The sequence below is a fragment of the Methylophilus sp. genome (genome assembly GCF_052173275.1).
Classification (GTDB): Bacteria; Pseudomonadota; Gammaproteobacteria; order Burkholderiales; family Methylophilaceae; genus Methylophilus.
This window is the reverse complement of record NZ_JBQMUL010000002.1, coordinates 3,062,661-3,076,817: the sequence shown is the minus strand read 5'-3', so window position 1 is coordinate 3,076,817 and position 14,157 is coordinate 3,062,661. Positions and strand designations below refer to the sequence as shown.

At 52.6% G+C, this 14,157-nt stretch carries 14 protein-coding genes and 1 pseudogene; 12 read left to right on the top strand and 3 right to left on the bottom strand.

Going from position 1 to position 14,157, the window contains the following annotated elements; all coding sequences use genetic code 11:
- Positions 1 to 34: 34 nt before the first annotated feature.
- Positions 35 to 1,192, bottom strand: a complete 1,158-nt coding sequence (locus ACTS9Y_RS15945; protein WP_442586874.1) for a GGDEF domain-containing protein — start codon at positions 1,190 to 1,192, stop codon at positions 35 to 37.
- 195 nt (positions 1,193 to 1,387) lie between these two features.
- Between ACTS9Y_RS15945 and cysM the strand changes: the two genes are divergently transcribed.
- The 6 genes from cysM to ACTS9Y_RS15915 all read left to right on the top strand — a co-directional run bounded on the left by cysM (position 1,388) and on the right by ACTS9Y_RS15915 (position 6,747).
- Positions 1,388 to 2,281, top strand: coding sequence for a cysteine synthase CysM (cysM, locus tag ACTS9Y_RS15940; RefSeq protein WP_442586873.1), 894 nt, complete (start codon positions 1,388 to 1,390; stop codon positions 2,279 to 2,281).
- Positions 2,281 to 4,269: a hypothetical protein gene (locus ACTS9Y_RS15935; protein WP_442586872.1), complete on the top strand. Its 1,989-nt coding sequence runs from the start codon at positions 2,281 to 2,283 to the stop codon at positions 4,267 to 4,269. The genes cysM and ACTS9Y_RS15935 overlap by 1 nt, the downstream gene beginning before the upstream one ends.
- Before the next feature lie 87 nt (positions 4,270 to 4,356).
- Positions 4,357 to 4,632 carry a hypothetical protein gene (locus tag ACTS9Y_RS15930; protein ID WP_442586871.1) on the top strand — a complete coding sequence of 92 codons (276 nt, stop codon included), beginning with the start codon at positions 4,357 to 4,359 and terminating at the stop codon, positions 4,630 to 4,632.
- Positions 4,629 to 5,114, top strand: coding sequence for a YdbL family protein (locus tag ACTS9Y_RS15925; protein WP_442586870.1), 486 nt, complete (start codon positions 4,629 to 4,631; stop codon positions 5,112 to 5,114). Before ACTS9Y_RS15930 ends, ACTS9Y_RS15925 begins: the two co-directional genes overlap by 4 nt.
- Positions 5,115 to 5,302: 188 nt before the next feature.
- On the top strand, positions 5,303 to 5,782 hold the full coding sequence (locus ACTS9Y_RS15920) for a hypothetical protein (RefSeq protein ID WP_442586869.1): 480 nt from the start codon (positions 5,303 to 5,305) through the stop codon (positions 5,780 to 5,782).
- A gap of 182 nt (positions 5,783 to 5,964) precedes the next feature.
- Positions 5,965 to 6,747, top strand: a complete 783-nt coding sequence (locus ACTS9Y_RS15915) for a 3'-5' exonuclease (RefSeq protein WP_442586868.1) — start codon at positions 5,965 to 5,967, stop codon at positions 6,745 to 6,747.
- A 4-nt stretch (positions 6,748 to 6,751) separates the two neighbouring features.
- Here ACTS9Y_RS15915 and ACTS9Y_RS15910 read toward each other — a convergent pair whose 3' ends face one another.
- A complete protein-coding gene (locus ACTS9Y_RS15910) occupies positions 6,752 to 7,264 on the bottom strand; it encodes a hypothetical protein (protein ID WP_442586867.1) in 513 nt (170 codons plus the stop codon).
- Positions 7,265 to 7,372: 108 nt separating this feature from the next.
- On the opposite strand from ACTS9Y_RS15910, the gene rlmD reads away from it, so the two are divergent.
- On the top strand, positions 7,373 to 8,689 hold the full coding sequence (rlmD, locus tag ACTS9Y_RS15905; protein ID WP_442586866.1) for a 23S rRNA (uracil(1939)-C(5))-methyltransferase RlmD: 1,317 nt from the start codon (positions 7,373 to 7,375) through the stop codon (positions 8,687 to 8,689).
- Between the two features lie 43 nt (positions 8,690 to 8,732).
- The gene (locus ACTS9Y_RS15900; RefSeq protein ID WP_442586976.1) at positions 8,733 to 10,145 is read left to right on the top strand and encodes an ABC transporter substrate-binding protein; all 1,413 of its coding nucleotides are present in this window, start codon (positions 8,733 to 8,735) and stop codon (positions 10,143 to 10,145) included.
- A gap of 30 nt (positions 10,146 to 10,175) precedes the next feature.
- On the opposite strand, the gene ACTS9Y_RS15895 is transcribed toward ACTS9Y_RS15900, so the two are convergent.
- Positions 10,176 to 10,865, bottom strand: coding sequence for a VIT1/CCC1 transporter family protein (locus tag ACTS9Y_RS15895; RefSeq protein WP_442586865.1), 690 nt, complete (start codon positions 10,863 to 10,865; stop codon positions 10,176 to 10,178).
- A 263-nt stretch (positions 10,866 to 11,128) separates the two neighbouring features.
- On the opposite strand from ACTS9Y_RS15895, the pseudogene ACTS9Y_RS15890 reads away from it, so the two are divergent.
- The 4 genes and pseudogenes from ACTS9Y_RS15890 to ACTS9Y_RS15875 all read left to right on the top strand — a co-directional run.
- Positions 11,129 to 11,605, top strand: a pseudogene (locus ACTS9Y_RS15890) (L,D-transpeptidase family protein); the annotation flags it as partial.
- A 118-nt stretch (positions 11,606 to 11,723) separates the two neighbouring features.
- On the top strand, positions 11,724 to 12,635 hold the full coding sequence (nikB, locus tag ACTS9Y_RS15885; protein ID WP_442586975.1) for a nickel ABC transporter permease: 912 nt from the start codon (positions 11,724 to 11,726) through the stop codon (positions 12,633 to 12,635).
- Positions 12,632 to 13,429 (top strand): ABC transporter permease, encoded by a 798-nt coding sequence (locus ACTS9Y_RS15880; RefSeq protein ID WP_442586864.1) that lies wholly within the window; start codon positions 12,632 to 12,634, stop codon positions 13,427 to 13,429. Before nikB ends, ACTS9Y_RS15880 begins: the two co-directional genes overlap by 4 nt.
- Before the next feature lie 13 nt (positions 13,430 to 13,442).
- Positions 13,443 to 14,135 (top strand): queuosine precursor transporter, encoded by a 693-nt coding sequence (locus ACTS9Y_RS15875; protein WP_442586863.1) that lies wholly within the window; start codon positions 13,443 to 13,445, stop codon positions 14,133 to 14,135.
- Positions 14,136 to 14,157 lie beyond the last annotated feature (22 nt).

Here is a 14,157-nt window from a genome sequence, read left to right as displayed (position 1 = left end):
CCGAAAAATAATTAGAAACACCAGCGAATATCACTTAAGCGATCGCTGAGGAATAGACACTATTGCGGCCAGCCTGTTTCGCTTCATACAGCGCTTTGTCCGCGCGGTTTATAAGCTGCGAAAGCGTATCGCCTGGTTGCAAAACGGCCACCCCGGCACTGATGCTGATGGGACCTGACTCGCTGATCTGCAAGGCGTGGATATGTTTGCGTATCTTTTCGGCCAGCTGGCAAGCCTGCTTCAGCGTGGTACGAGGTGCATAGATGATCAATTCATCGCCGCCCCAGCGCACGGTCATGTCATAAATGCGGCTGTGCTTTTTCATACATGTCGCAACGCTTTTCAGCACGGTGTCGCCCAGCACATGCCCATAAGTATCATTAATGGTTTTGAAATTATCGATATCGATCAGGATCAGCGCATCCGCTGTCTTCCTGTTGGCAGCGGGCAGGGAAGCCGCAAACGTGGTTTCAAAATGGTGGCGGTTACTGAGCCCTGTCAGGTGATCGGTACTGGAGAGCCGGGTTAAATTGAGTTTTTCTACTTCTAGCGCGTGATTGGCTGCTGCCAGTTGCTCTGTACGTTGCTTGACCTGGATTTCGAGGTCGCTGTTCAGGGCTTTTAAATAGCTTGTTTGCGTTTCACGCAGGCTCTCGTAATTGTGGATGATGAAAAACTGCGCCAGCAGGTAAAAGCCCAGGCTCAGCAGGTCCAGGTTGCTGTAATCAGAGGGGAACAATTCAAGCACATGATTGCCTATCACCAGGGAAAGCAAGATGGCCAGCATGGAATAACCGGCGACACGCCCTTTCAGGTAAAACGCTGCAGCGAGGATCAGTAATAACAGGCCGCTGCGCGTCGCATTGCCGTTACCGACAAAAAATACCGTGAGAAACTGTACAAAGCATAGCCAGAGGGCGATGCTGGCAATCAGCTCCACCATTTTGTGGTATCTATGTAGTATCCATAGCAGTATGAAAGCGATGCAGGAAAACAGGAGATCGACTTTGCCGAGGAAAGGATTGCTGTTCCAGCGGACCACGCTCATGGCCAGTGAGGCCAGCCCGGCGAAAGTAAATACGTTGTTAAGGAAAATGACTTTATAGCGAACGTTAACGGTGTCGGTTAACTCCGGAAAAAGCTGGATCGGACGTAACATGACGACCAGCACCTTGCTAATCCAGTTTTTCAATATTCGTTTCCCTTGGCAATTATTGTTTTTGTGATGCGGTCAGTTTATGTAAAATGGCTACTTGGTCAGCTAACTCAGGAACACCATGAGAATTTTACATATATTAAGCTGGCGAGTGTATTAAATTATCACCTCAATTCTGGATATTTGGATGGCGGATGATTCCGGGTCCGGAAAAACCTCTGTCGGTCTGTTATGAAACCATATAAAACTTTAGATGACTTTGTTGGCAACACGCCGCTGGTTGCTTTGCAGCGCATCAACCCCAATATCAGCAACACGATTTTGCTCAAGTTAGAAGGCAATAATCCGGCCGGTTCTGTCAAGGACAGACCTGCCTACAGCATGATCCTGCGGGCCGAACAGCGAGGCCAGATCAAACCTGGCGACACTCTGATTGAAGCCACCAGTGGCAATACCGGCATTGCGCTGGCCATGGTGGCCGCCATGCGCGGCTATAAAATGATTTTGGTGATGCCGGAAAACCAGACGATAGAACGCAGGCAAAGCATGAAAGCCTATGGCGCGGACCTGGTGCTGACACCCAAAGATGGCAGCATGGAACTGGCCCGCGATGTGGCGATGAAAATGCAGGCGGAAGGTGAGGGCATCGTGCTCGACCAGTTTGGTAATTCAGATAATCCGCTGGCGCATTACGAAGGCACCGGGCCGGAAATCTGGCGCGATACTGAAGGAAAAATCACACATTTCGTCTCCAGCATGGGCACCACCGGCACCATTATGGGCACGTCGCAATACCTGAAAGAACAGAATCCGGCTATCCAGATCATCGGCGTGCAGCCTGAAGATGGTGCCCAAATTCCAGGCATCCGCAAATGGCCAGAGGCATATATGCCGAAAATCTTTGATGCCAAACGCATAGACGAACTGCGCTACGTCAGCCAGAAGCACGCTGAAGACACCACGCGCAAACTCGCTCAGCAAGAAGGTATTTTTGCCGGCATTTCCAGCGGTGGCGCTTTGTACTCCGCACTGCAATTATCCAAGGAAGTGAATAACGCCGTCATTGTCGCCATCGTGTGCGATCGTGGTGATAGGTATTTATCTTCCGGAGTGTTCCCTGACTGATGCGCTGCTTGTGCCTGAGCCTGATTCTCTGGTCAGCACAAGCCTGTGCCATTACTCAGATCAGCCTCAGCGCAGACAGCATCAGCAGTGACCTGTTCCAGCTGGACCAGCCGAATGCGGTGCTGGATTTACGTAGCAAACAGCAAGTAAAAGTCACCGCCCAACGTTTGCAACTGGGTGATGCCACGCTGGATAAGCCGAATATCTCGCTGGACATCAGCCAGCGTCCGACCTTGCTGATCACCTCCGATCAACTGCAGATGCAGCCTTACCAGGTCAGGCATCCGCGCATCTTCCTCGATTATCGCCAGAAAACCCGGCAACCGGTGTTGTCGCTAGATGCCGAAGTCAAAGCCTTGCGTGACGAAATCTGGGGCAAGTTCCACCTGAATTGTCTGGTGCCTGCCCAGGCCGCCACCGAAACCTGGCGCTGCGAGGACGGCCTGTATGTGGATAGCCGTTCGCATATCCCGTTTAATCTATTAGTCACGCCAACCTGGAAAAGCATTGATAAAAGCGGCGAGATGGCAAAAGGCCTAGACCTTGAATTATCAGTCAAGCAGGCAAAGTTCAGCGATGCGGAAGGTTTGCACGCGGCGGACAAGCTCACTGGGAAAATCAATCTTTCCGCCCACGAGCAGGCGGGCGGCTGGCGCTGGCAAGGCGTGTTCGACTGGCAACAGGGCGAGCTGTTCTGGCAACCGTTTTACTTTGCTGATGGCAACAAGCGGTTTGAGATACGCGGGTTTTACCGCCAGCCGTATATGGATATCGAGCAGGCCACACTGAGTTTGCAAGGGGTGGGTACGCTGCATAGCCAAAGCCGCGTCAACCTCGTCAGCAAAGAATTCGAGTTTTTAAAAGTCGATGCCAGCGATGTGGATTTTAATGGTGTCTACCAGGCATTTATCCAGCCGCTGATCCCCAACTCTGCCTTCGGGCACTTGCATGTGTTCGGCAAGGCTGACTGGTCATTTGAAGCCAAAGGATTGCAGCCATTGAAATTCCATCTGCATATTATGGATGCCAGTGTGGAAGACCAGCTGGGCAAGTTTGGCTTCAGCCATTTGAATGCGGATATCCCGTGGGATTATGACCAGCCTAAACAGATCGCCATGGGTTACCAAGCCGGTCATATTTTAAAAATCCCCCTGGGGCAAACTAAATGGCAGGCTGAGGTCAACCGCTACTCAATCACATCGCCCAGCCTGAAGTTGCCTATCCTGGATGGCGCATTGGACTTTCAGGATATTTCTGCCGCCTGGATCAACCAAAGCATGGTCTGGCATGTCAAGATGGATATGCAGCCTATCAGCATGTCACAATTCAGCCAGGCGCTGGATTGGCCCACCATGCGTGGCCAGATCACCGGCGCGGTACCATTGATCACTTATGCCAACCATGAATTGCGCATGACGGGCGACATGCAGTTCAGGCTCTTTAATGGCATGGTTGGCATGTCTGATCTCGATATTGATGACCCGTTGGGCGCGGTGCCCAAATTGCACGCCAATTTCACCATGCGTGATATTGACCTCGGCGAGATCACGCGTACCTTTAACTTTGGCTCTATCAGCGGTAAGCTGGAAGGCGATATCAAGCACTTGCAGCTGCAGAACTGGAAACCGGTGTATATGGATGCTGTCATCCAGACCGCCGATGGCCCGTTTGAGAAGAAGATCTCGCAACGTGCGGTGGAGAATATCACGGCTTTGGGCGGCGAGGGCACGGCGGCAGCATTGCAGCGTACTTTCCTGCGTTTTTTCAAAGAGTTTGGCTATGAAAAGATAGGCCTGCGCTGCGAATTGCGCGGGGATATCTGCAAAATGGGTGGTGTGGAAGCGCTCCCGGATGGCTTTGTAATTGTAAAAGGCAAAGGCGCGCCTTCAGTCAATGTGAATGGCTATACGCAATATGTGAGCTGGAAAGATGTGCTGGCGCGCATGCAGCGCGTGACGGATAGCAATAGTAAGATCATTATTGATTAGATGGCAGGTCGATAAATAGGTTAATGCCTGCGAATGAAATCAAAAGCGGCAATAGATGATAGGAAAGGAAGCAGATTGAATTTTGCGATGGGTAAACAATATATGCGATGGCTGCATATGCCATGGCTAGCCACCAGCGTGACGATGGCTGCCGCCACTGTGCTGACTGCGTGCGTCACTATCAATATCTATTTCCCGGCGGCGGCAGCGGAAAAGGCGGCGGATAAGGTCATTGACGAAATCTGGCAAACGCCTGCCGGGCAAACGCCGGCCCCTACACCTAACTCATCATTCGGCCCAAGCCTGGCGCCTGCAGCCACACCCGCTGTCGCCCCGGCCGTTCATCAGGAGTCTGCCCCATGAATATCATCACCACAACAATCCGCCAATGGCTGCTACAAGTGCAACTATTTCAGCGTCAGGGCTATCACACCTTTAGCAAGGTGCTATTCAGCGTACTTGTGTTGGGTTTGTTCACAGCACAAGTACAAGCCGCAGCCGACCTGGATGTAAATACACCGGCGGTTGCCGCGGTGAAAGCCAGCATGCAAAGCCGCCACCAACTGCTGGCGCCGCATTACCAATCAGGTGCGGTCGGTTTGACTGCTGACGGATTTGTCGCGGTAAAAGACGCTGGTTTGGTGCCGCTGTCCCAACGTAGTGCGCTGGCGGCACTGGTCAAAGACGAAAATGCAGACCGCTCACGCTTGTATCAAGGCATCGCTGCCGCAAATGGTCACCCCGAGTGGGAAGGCGAGATACAACGTACTTTTGCCCAGCGCTGGATAGACCGTGCGCAACCTGGCTGGCTGGTGCAGCGTGACGGGCAGTGGCTGAAAAAATAACAGCTAAGGCCTTGTATAGAAAAGCATTATTCAGTAATTGCCAATGGACCGTGAAATATAGACCCTGTCTGTGACTTTTTGATTGCTCTGGTAAATCGAAAAACAAAGCAGTAAAAAGCCCGGCTTTCAATTTCAGGCATGGTCATTGCATGCAAATAAAGTGCATATTGCGATGGAAGGAGTTTGTTGTGGCAAATAATCTTTTCGTTCTACCTCGTCTGGGCCAAACCATCCGGCAGGAGGATTCAGGCATTTACTATATCCTGAATCAGCAGACCGGCCGCGTCCGTTCCCTGATACAACTGGTGCGTGAAAATCTGCACTGGTATATCTTGCAGTTACAGCCGATTGCCGATGGCCTGGATTATCGATGGTCTGTGTTGTCGCGTGAAAATGATTGCGCGTTGAAAACAGCGACCGACAGGCAAATCGCACATTATTTCTCCAAACCCGAATATACCGAACCTGTGGGCGCATGGCAAGTCATGCGCAATGCTGATTTTGGCTTTGGCAAATTCACCCCGATCGAAGCACCAGAAGATATCAGCTATGCCATCCTGACGTTTGAAGGTGATGAGATGAAAGCGCCTGTCCGCTTGCACAAAGCGCCGACAGAATGGCTGCACGAAAATAATCAGCAGGACATTCTGCAACTGGAAATTGCCTGAGGTTTAAGCGCTGCTTCACTTGTTCGGGGCGTGTATGCTTCCGAGTAAGTGGGTGGCGATGATTATATTTCTATAGCGAGCAGCCCGAAGATGCGTATTTTCGGCTGGTGAGGTCGCCACCGCCTGTGCTATGGTTACGACCATATTATTTTTGTGGGCAATCCTGCCGGATTGTGGCGCTCATGCTTCGCAGCCTTGTATTTGATATCGAAACCATTCCCGATGTTGACGGCATTCGTCAATTGCACGACCTGCCTTCCAGTTTGAGCGACGCTGACGTCGCCAATGTCGCTTTTCACCAGCGCCGCCAGCTAAATGGCACGGATTTTTTACCGCACCATTTACAACGCGTGTGTGCAATCTCTTGTGCCATGCGTGAAGGCAACCAGTTCCGGGTATGGACTTTAGGGGATGAAGCTTCAAGCGAAGCAGAAATCATCCAGCGCTTTTTTGATGGGATCGAGAAATACACACCCAACCTGGTGAGCTGGAATGGTGGCGGCTTTGATTTGCCGGTATTACATTACCGCGCGATGGTGCACGGCATTGCCGCGCCACGCTACTGGGACCTGGGTGAAGATGACAAAGATTTTAAGTGGAATAACTACATCAGCCGCTATCACACGCGGCATCTGGATCTGATGGATGTGCTGGCCATGTATACCGGCCGCGCCAATGCGCCACTGGATCAGATGGCCCAGTTGTGCGGCTTTCCCGGCAAGCTGGGTATGGATGGCAGCAAGGTGTGGCAGGCGTATTTAGACGGCGAAATTAAAGCCATCCGCGATTATTGTGAAACTGATGTTGCCAATACGCATCTGGTTTATTTACGTTTCTTGAAAATGCGCGGCCATTTAACTGATGCGGTTTACGCAGAAGAAATTCAACTGGTGCGTGAAACATTGGCCGGATACGCTGGCACGCACTGGAAACAGTTTTTAGCGGCTTGGGCCCCAGGTAGCTAATCTATCAACTGCTGCCCGGTAATGCGGCCCTGGTGTCATTGTTAATCTCGTCAGGCGTGACGTCATCCTGCCTGTTTTCTTCCCGTGAATCCTCATCGAGGGTGGCGTTCTTCCAGTTGAGTATCACGCGCTGATGCTTTTTAGCATTCGCGTTGAGCGTGTAACGCTGAGAGTTGCCTTGGTAACTGGCAATCACCGTATATTTGCCACTTGGTAAGCTGAGTAATAATCTTGGGGCTGCGTGTTCCAGGCTGAACACCGTCTGTTTCTTGGCATCAAGGATACTGATATTAACGTCATCCACCAAGCGGCCGATTTTGCCTTCAGAAAACAGAAAATATAAATTGAATTGTTTTTTGAATGATTCCAGCGCTTCGACTTCTTCTGAGCCTATGCCGCCAGTCACATAATTCACACCCTGTGCATCCTGCTGAATGGCGATCTCGTCTGCCAGGCAGACTGGCGATGTAAAGAGTGCCATCACCAGTGCAATACTCAGACTCCATTGTTTTAACATATGGTCTCCCTTATTTTGCAGTGCTTGTTGAGGGATTGTAAGCCCAATTCAGGTAAAATAATAGCTATGAGAAGCAACCGTCAAAGAACCCGCCTGTCGCCAGCGTCCATGGCGAAACAAACTCCCCGCATCGCTGTCATCGAATCCCTGGACCAGGAAGGCCGCGGCGTCGCCCATGTCGATGGCAAAGTGGTTTTTATTGAAGGGGCCCTGCCGTTTGAGCAGGTGCGATTTGCCACGCACTATTCAAAGCCTACTTATGAAGTGGCGGCGACGCTGGAAGTATTGAAATCATCCAGCCAGCGCGTCACCCCAGGCTGTAGCTATTTTGGTACCTGTGGCGGTTGCGCTATGCAGCATCTGGAGTTTTCTGCGCAGGTGGCTGCCAAGCAACGCCTGCTGGAAGCCGATTTGTGGCATATAGGCCGTATCAAACCTGAGAAAATGCTGCCGCCGATACAGGGCACGCCCTGGCAATATCGTCATAAAGCGCGTCTGCGCGTTAAATATGTCGAGAAAAAAGGCGGTGTGCTGGTTGGCTTTAATGAAAAAGGCACCAGTTTTGTGACCTTTATGGATAGCTGCCAGGTACTGCCTAAAGCGATTTCTGACCTGATCGTGCCGCTCAAAGCACTCATAGTCCAGTTAAGTGTGAAGCAATCATTGCCGCAGATTGAACTGGCGGTGGGTGAAGATGCAACGGTGTTGTTGCTACGTATCCTTGAAGCGTTGGAAGAACGTGACCTGCCATTATTGCAAGCGTTTGAAGCAGCACACAGCGTGCAATTCTGGACACAGACCAAGGGGCCGGACACCGCCAAGCCTTTGTTCGGGCATAGCGACCGCCTGCATTACAGCTTGCCGGAATACAATCTGGAATACCCGTTCAGCCCGATAGAGTTCACCCAGGTCAACCCTGGCATCAACCGGGTTATGATTCGCCGCGCCATGCAGTTGTTACAACCGCAGGCAGGTGAGCGCATTGCCGACTTTTTCTGTGGGCTGGGTAACTTTACTTTGCCGATCGCCCGTAGCGGCGCGCAAGTCTATGGTGTGGAAGGTGCGCAGGCACTGGTAAAACGTGCGATTGAGAATGCAAATTTGAATCACATCGACAATGTGGAATTCGCTGAATCAGACCTGTTTGATATGACGCCGGAATTGTTGCAAGGCCTGGGCTATTTTGACAAATGGCTGATCGATCCGCCACGCGATGGCGCGATGGAGTTGATCAAGTCACTGCCGGATGATGGTGAGGGCGCACCAAAACGTATCGTCTACGTCTCATGCAACCCTTCCACCCTGGCACGCGATGTCGCCATCCTGACGCAGTCCAAAGGCTATCAGTTGAAAGCCGCAGGCGTGTTGAATATGTTTCCGCATACCGCGCATGTAGAATCCATCGCGCTGTTTGAAAGAGCCTGACGTGTCGTTGAAGAAAGTCGTCGTCGGCTGGCAGCTGGTACTCATGCTTGCATTGTCCGGCTGTCAGCCAGACAGCGAGCCACGTGCTTTGGTATTTGCGGTAGCACAGGCACCGGTGAACCTGGACCCGAGATTTGCCACAGATGCCGCTTCTGAACGTATCAATCACCTGTTGTACCAGCGGCTGGTTGAGTTTGATGCTGCCTCGCGTGAAGTGCCAGGGCTGGCCGCGTGGCAAATGCAGGATCCGCAGCACTACCGCTTTCATCTGCAACAACCCACCGCCAGTTTTCATGATGGCAAGCCCCTGACCGCCGCCGATGTGAAAGCAACTTATGAAAGCCTGCTAGCACTCAAAAACTCGCCGCACACGGCTGAATTCAAGCATATAAAAAACATCACTACGCCGGATACGCAGACCATAGCGTTTGAACTGAGCCGCCCGGACCCGCATTTTGCCGCGCGGCTGATCATTGGTATTTTGCCAGCAGACAAGATCGCCGCTGGACATGATTTCGGGCATACGCCGCTGGGCAGTGGCGCATTCAAACTTGACCGCTGGGACAGTGAATTGCAATTAATCAGACTCAGTGACGGACTCAAAATCCGCTTCAGTGAAGTCAAAGACCCAAACGTGCGCGTGCTGAAACTTCAGCGTGGCGAGGTAGATCTGATCCAGGGGGATCTGCCGCCAGAACTCATCAAATACCTGCAAAAACAATCCGATATCACGGTGCAAACCGTGGTCGGCGCCAATTACTCTTATCTAGGCTTGAACGTGCAGGCGGAGTTCTTGCGCGATGTCAGGGTCAGGCGCGCCATTGCGCATGCGATCGATACGCAGGCGATTATCGATAAAGTGATGGTCAGCCACAGCCGCCAGGCCAATGCCATTTTGCCGCCCGAGCACTATGCGGGCAACCCCGCCTTACAGGCTTATGGTTATCAACCTGCGCTGGCGCGGCAATTACTGCAATCCGCTGGTGTGAAATTGCCATTAACGCTGGTCTATAAAACCAGTACCGACCCGCAGCGCGTGCGATTAGCCACTATTTTGCAATCACAGATGCAGGCCGCGGGCATTGATCTGCAAATCAAGAGCCTGGATTGGGGCACTTTTTTTGCCGATGTGCAAAAAGGTAATTTCCAGATGTCCGGGCTGACCTGGGTCGGCATCAAAACACCTGAAATCTACAGCAAGGTATTTGGCTCAGGCAGCATGCCACCTGCCGGATTCAATCGTGGCGGTTACCGAGATGCCGCGCTGGATGCCTTGCTCAAGAACGAGGACTGGCCGGCAGTCACCCGCCGTATCCATGAACAATTACCGTATATCCCGCTCTGGTATGAGGGGCAGTTTGCGGCCTACCAAAGTAGCGTGAAATCCTACCAGCCTATGCCGGATGGTAATTGGGATGGCCTGGCGAGTATTGTTTTCCAGCCTACGCAACAGTAAGTCTAATTAGCGCTGAAAATCGAATCAGCGCTAGGCATGCACGCCAAACCAGTGGCCTATCAGTGCAGTCGCGGCCATGGCAAGTGCGCCCCAGAGTACGATACGGCTAACGCCTTTCCACACGCTGGCTCCGCCTGCATTTGCCGCCACTGCACCCAATAAGCCTAAAAAGGGCAGGGTGCTGACAATCAGCCAGGTTTGTACCTGTGCGTGAGGAGCGAGCCAGGCGGTGAGCAAAGGCAGGGCGGCGCCACTGGCAAACGCGAGTGCCGAAGCCAGTGCTGCATGCAAGGGGTTCGCCTGGTTCAACTCATGCAAGCCCAGTTCATCACGGGCATGCGCTGCCAGTGAATCATGATGGGACAAAGCCTGGGCGACCTGCTGTGCCAATGCTGGCGATAATCCGCGCTGTACATAGATACCCGTCAGTTCACGCAACTCGCTGTCCGGATTATCCTGCAGTTCCCTGGCTTCACGTGCGAGGTCGGCTTGTTCGATATCCATTTGTGAACTGACCGACACGTATTCCCCGGTGGCCATCGAAAGCGCGCCTGCCACCAGTCCGGCAACCCCTGTCACCAGTAGCGCGCTGTTGTCAGTACCGGCAGCTGCCACGCCCATCAGCAAACTCGCGGTAGAAATAATGCCGTCGTTAGCGCCTAATACAGAAGCCCTGAGCCAGCCACTGCGTTGTAAAAAATGCATTTCGTGATGCGGCATGATGAATACCCGGCAAAATAGAATGGCTGTGATTGTAATGTAAACACGGGGAAAGTGTCTGCGTGAGCTGGAGGGGATGTTGTTTAATAGCCGTCATCCTATATGCCGGTTTTGCATGCTGTGCTTTTTGCACGTCATTGCGTTCCATTGTCCGTGTGAGTGTTTCGTTTCTACATTCATGGCGCGCCGCAGTCTGGCATGAAATCCGCGCCTCATGCCTGATTGTGAATCTAATCGGGCGCAAATCGCTTAGAATAATGTTTATGCATATAGAAATATCTATTCCTGAACAATCACTGACCTTGTTTGACGACAAAGGCACGCAAGTCAGCCGTTATGCGGTATCCACTGCCGCCAATGGCGTCGGCTGCGTCAAAGACAGTGGTTGTACGCCATTAGGCACGCATATCATCCGCGCCAAGATCGGTGCCGATGCGCCAGAAAATACCGTTTTTGTGGGCCGTCGACCCACTGGCGAGATTTTTGCCCCAGACCTGAAAACGCAGTTTCCTGAGCGGGACTGGATATTAACCCGTATTCTCTGGTTGAGTGGCACGGAACCGGGTAAGAACCGGCTGGGCAATGTCGATACCATGCAGCGTTACATCTATATTCATGGTTCGCCAGAGGCCACCGAGTTTGGTGCACCTGGCTCGCATGGATGTGTGCGTATGCGCAATGCGGATTTAATCGCCTTGTTTGACCAGGTGCCGATAGGGACGACGGTGAATATCCTTGATCAGGGCTCCAATGTCCAAGAGGTCGGGCATCAGGCAGTGGGTGATCAAACCGTAAAAAGCCTGATTAGCGAAAGCCGCACTAGTCCTAACCAGGCCAATAGCGATAGCGCCGGAGCGGATAATTAAGCGCATCAGTACATTGCTACCAGTCATTGTCGGGGTGCTTTGCCTAACCTTTGCCTTGTTACATATGGTGCCGGGCGACCCGGTCGATGTGATGCTGGGCGAATCTGCCAGCACGGCAGACCGGCTGATGTTAAAGGCCCAGCTTGGGTTGGATCAGCCACTGCATGTGCAATTCGGGCAGTATGTCTTCAATTTGACCAAAGGCGATTTCGGCGTTTCCATCCATACACAAATGCCGATTACGCAATTGCTGGCGAAGGCCTATCCGGCCACGCTGATACTCGCAGTGAGCGCACTGGCTATCGGATTATTGATAGGGATCCCCCTGGGTATCTGGTCCGCTTTAAAAGCCGGGCACTGGCAGGATGTCATGGTGACCATGATCAGCATACGTCTTGCCGCCATGCCTGCTTTCTGGCTGGGGCCGGTGCTGATGCTGGTGTTTGCCGTATGGCTGGGCTGGTTGCCAGTCAGCGGCATGGGCAGTCCTGCCGCTATCATCTTGCCGGCACTGACCCTGGGACTGGGCTTGAGCGCTATTTTGACGCGCATGACGCGCACCAGCCTGCTGGAAGTATTGAATGAAGATTATATCCGTACTGCGCGTGCCAAAGGCCTGAGTGAGCGACAGGTGTTATTGCGGCACGCGCTGCGCGCAGCGCTGTTGCCTATGGTCACCATTGTTGGCCTCCAAATGGGTAGCCTGCTGGCGGGGGCGGTGATCACAGAAACCATTTTCAGCTGGAATGGCATAGGCCGCCTGCTGGTGGATAGCATAGAAAAGCGTGATTACCCGGTGACGCAAGCCTGTGTGCTGGTGATCGCCTTGAGTTATGTGCTGATCAACCAGTTGACGGATGTGGCCTATCGCTGGCTGGACCCGCGTACCAGAGGCGCACGATGAAGATTTTTTCATTATCTACCCTGGCGTTTTGGTTGTGTGCCGTGATCATTGCGCATATCGCAGGTGCAAACCCCAACCACACCGATCTCGAGGCGATTTTGCAATGGCCCAGCGCACAACACTGGTTGGGCACTGATGACCTGGGGCGGGATATATTGGCGCGCGTGATTCGTGGTGTGGAAGTTTCTTTTCTGGTCACCGTGGTGGTCACGGCAGTGACGATGACGATAGGGATCAGCATCGGCTTGATTGCCGGTTACAAGGGCGGTAAGTGGGATCATGTCCTGATGCAACTGACCAATATTTTTCTGGCTTTCCCCGGTATTTTGCTGGCGATCGCCTTTGCCGCCGTATTGGGCGCGGGCATTAATAATCTGATTCTGGCCTTGTGTCTCACCGGCTGGGTGACCTACGCGCGCTTGTCACGCGGCCAGACGCTGGCATTGCGTGAGCGCTTGCATGTGCTGGCGGCCGAGTCTCTGGGTGCCAGCTCGTTGCGCGTCATGCTGCTGCACATCTTCCCACTATTGATTTCCATTCTATTAGTCGAAGCCGCTTACAGTATGGCGAGTGTGATGATTGCCGAAGCGTCACTGTCTTTTCTTGGTCTGGGCATACAGGCGCCAAACGCCTCCTGGGGCGCCATGTTGCGGGATGCGGTCAGGTTTATGCTGGTGGCTCCGCATTATGTACTAACGGTTGGTGTGTGCATGATGAGCCTGATCCTGGCGATCAACCTGGGTGGCGATGTGCTGCGTGACAAACTGGATGTGCGCAGCGAGAACAGGCCATGAAAAGAGCGCGCTGATGAGAAAACAGTATCGTTATTACGACCTGATCATGGCGGCGTTTGCCGTGGTGCTGGTCTGCTCCAATATCATTGGTCCCGGCAAAATCACCGAGATCCATGCCCCGCTCATTGGCTCACTGACGTTTGGTGCGGGCATTATGTTTTTCCCTATCAGTTTTATTTTTGGCGATATCCTCACCGAAGTGTATGGCTATGCCGCCTCCAGGCGCGTCATCTGGACCGGGTTTATTTGCCTGGCTTTTGCCAGCCTGATGGCATGGGTCATCGTGGCATTGCCGCCAGCGCCAGAGTGGCACGATCAGGCTGCTTATCAGTCTGTATTCGGTTCCACAGCTCGTATTGCCATCGCCTCACTGGTGTCATTTGTGGCAGGCGAGTTTGTCAACTCGTTCGTCCTGGCCAAAATGAAGGTCCTCACCCAGGGGCGCTGGTTATGGAGCCGTACCATAGGCTCTACCCTGTTTGGTGAAGCGGTAGATACGATATTGTTTTTCCCACTGGCATTTTATGGTTCTGGCGAGTTTCCAGATGCTATGATGCCGCAAATCGTGTTGGCGCAATTTGTCGCCAAAGTGCTGGTCGAAGTTGCTTTTACCCCAGTCACTTACAAAATCGTCGCTTTTCTAAAGCGTGCAGAAAATGAAGATTATTACGACACGCATACTGATTTCAGCCCGTTTAAACTTTAACGCGAGATAATCATCCATTCTT